The organism is Acinetobacter sp. YH12218, assembly GCF_013417925.1.
In the GTDB taxonomy this organism is placed as follows: domain Bacteria; phylum Pseudomonadota; class Gammaproteobacteria; order Pseudomonadales; family Moraxellaceae; genus Acinetobacter; species Acinetobacter amyesii.
Genome location: NZ_VPDB01000148.1, coordinates 1 through 2,304 on the forward strand (window position 1 = coordinate 1; position 2,304 = coordinate 2,304).

General features: G+C 43.7%; 1 protein-coding gene and 1 pseudogene. Both read left to right on the forward strand.

Annotated features, from left to right (window positions below):
• The first annotated feature begins 464 nt into the window (after positions 1-464).
• A complete protein-coding gene (locus FTV03_RS17540) occupies positions 465-1,352 on the forward strand; it encodes an SDR family NAD(P)-dependent oxidoreductase (protein WP_078189400.1) in 888 nt (295 codons plus the stop codon).
• A 102-nt stretch (positions 1,353-1,454) separates the two neighbouring features.
• Positions 1,455-2,180, forward strand: a pseudogene (locus FTV03_RS17545) (FAD-dependent oxidoreductase); the annotation flags it as partial.
• Positions 2,181-2,304 lie beyond the last annotated feature (124 nt).

The following is a 2,304-nucleotide window of genomic DNA, read 5'->3' on the forward strand; positions in this document are numbered from 1 at the left end:
GTGGAGCGACAATTGATGTAATTCGAGAATACATCCAAAACCAAGAAAGACCCGACTGAAAAGGCGTGCTATCCATCTCCATCTAAATCACAGATTATAGATGGAGAATTCCGCACATTTAGTTAAATAACCACTCCCACATAATCCGCCTTCCAACTTTAGGCATCTATGGCCCTGCTTCTATATTTATTTACAATTTTATTTATCTTGAAAATCGACTTTTTTAGGTTGCAACGATGTTGATAAAAGCACTTCTCTTTCACATATTTATGTGTTAAAAATTGAGTAAATAGGGATTTTAATTTAGAGTAAAAACTCTAAATATTATTTTATTATCAATTACTTATCATATGGCTTTTTTTGAATAAAACGCTATCATACCGCTGACTTAAAACAGCCCTGCACATAGCGTTGTCGGGCCGATAAATGAATACAATAAAACTGATTTAACAGGGAACCTCATCGTGAATTCAAGACTTGAGAAACGTTTCGTTGACCGTGTCAACGGTAAGACCATTTTAATCACCGGTGCATCAAGTGGTATCGGTTTAACCACAGCGCATCGCCTTGCCAACGCAGGCGCACATGTTCTACTGGTTGCACGTACCAAAGAAACTCTTGATGCCGTAAAAGCTGAAATTGAAGCCACTGGCGGTAAAGCCGATGTTTTCCCATGTGACCTCAATGATATGGACTCCATTGATGCTGTGGCACAACAAATCCTCGCTTCCGTCGATCATATTGATATCTTAATTAATAACGCTGGCCGTTCTATTCGTCGTGCCGTACATGAATCAACCGATCGTTTCCATGATTTTGAACGTACTATGCAGTTGAACTATTTTGGCGCGGTACGTTTGGTGATGAATTTACTGCCGAAAATGATGATTCGTCGTGAAGGTCATATCATCAACATCAGTTCGATTGGTGTATTGGCCAATGCAACACGCTTCTCTGCCTATGTTGCGTCTAAAGCCGCATTAGATGCTTTTAGCCGTTGCCTGAGCGCTGAAGTTCACTCGCATAATATTGCCATCACGTCGGTCTACATGCCATTGGTGCGCACGCCAATGATCGCTCCAACCAAAATTTATAAATACGTTCCAACGCTTTCTCCAGAACAAGCGACTGACCTGATTGCCTATGCCATCGTGAAACGTCCAAAGAAAGTGGCGACCAATTTGGGCCGTCTGGCTTCTATTACCTACTCAATTGCTCCAGACATTAACAACAAACTCATGTCGATTGGTTATAACTTGTTCCCAAGCTCTTCAGCGTCTATTGGTAAGCAAGAAAAACTCAATTGGGTACAAAAGGCATATGCTCGCCTATTCCCAGGTGAACACTGGTAAGACTTGACTCACCCCTAAAAAAGCCCTTTTGAGGGCTTTTTTATTGGGTTTTATGCAGCATCTTTGATACATTGGGCTGAGATAAAATCAACTTTTAAAACAATGAAAACTCAAAATATTGCCATCATCGGTGCAGGTACGGCAGGATTAGCTGCTGCAGCAATGCTTGCTGCTCAAGGCCATCAGATCTGCTTATATGAAAAAGTCTCACAACTTGAACCTGTGGGCGCAGGATTATTATTACAACCTGCCGGACTGGCAGTTTTCGAACATTTAGGCATTTTGGAACAAGCCTTAAGCCTTGGCGCTGTGGTAACCGGTCTTGAAGGTCAACTGGCTGGCGGCGACTTGCTGATAAACAGTCAATATCGACAAGCCGATGAACGTTCATATGGACTCGGCATTCACCGTGCCACACTCTGTCATGTCCTTGCATCCAAAGTCCGAGAATATCCTCAACACGTTGAGTGGTGTATGGCGCATGAGGTACATGAACTTCAAGAGTCCAGTGACGGTATAAACGTGATTGGACAATCCGCAGATCAATCCTTTCAACGTCAATTTGATCTCGTGTTGATCGCCAATGGCGCACGCAGCCATTTACGCCCTAAAGCATGGGAAAAGCTCAACCAAGCCTACCCTTGGGGTGCAAAGTGGATCATCGTGCCTGAATGCGAAGTGCTGAATCCGCAGATCTTGCATCAGTTCTATGACCGCTCCAACATCATGATGGGTGTAATGCCTACGGGAGCAATTCCAACGCAGCCTGAACAGCGCCTTTCGAGCATTTTCTGGAGTCTACCTACAGCAGATTTAGAAGGATTCTTGACATACTCCCACCACCAAGCTAAGAGCTATGGTGGGGGAATCTTTGCGACCCATGCAATCTTAGAGATTGCACCTTTCGATACCGCACTGCGCTGACAGTATGGCGGTACAGGAACTCTTTATA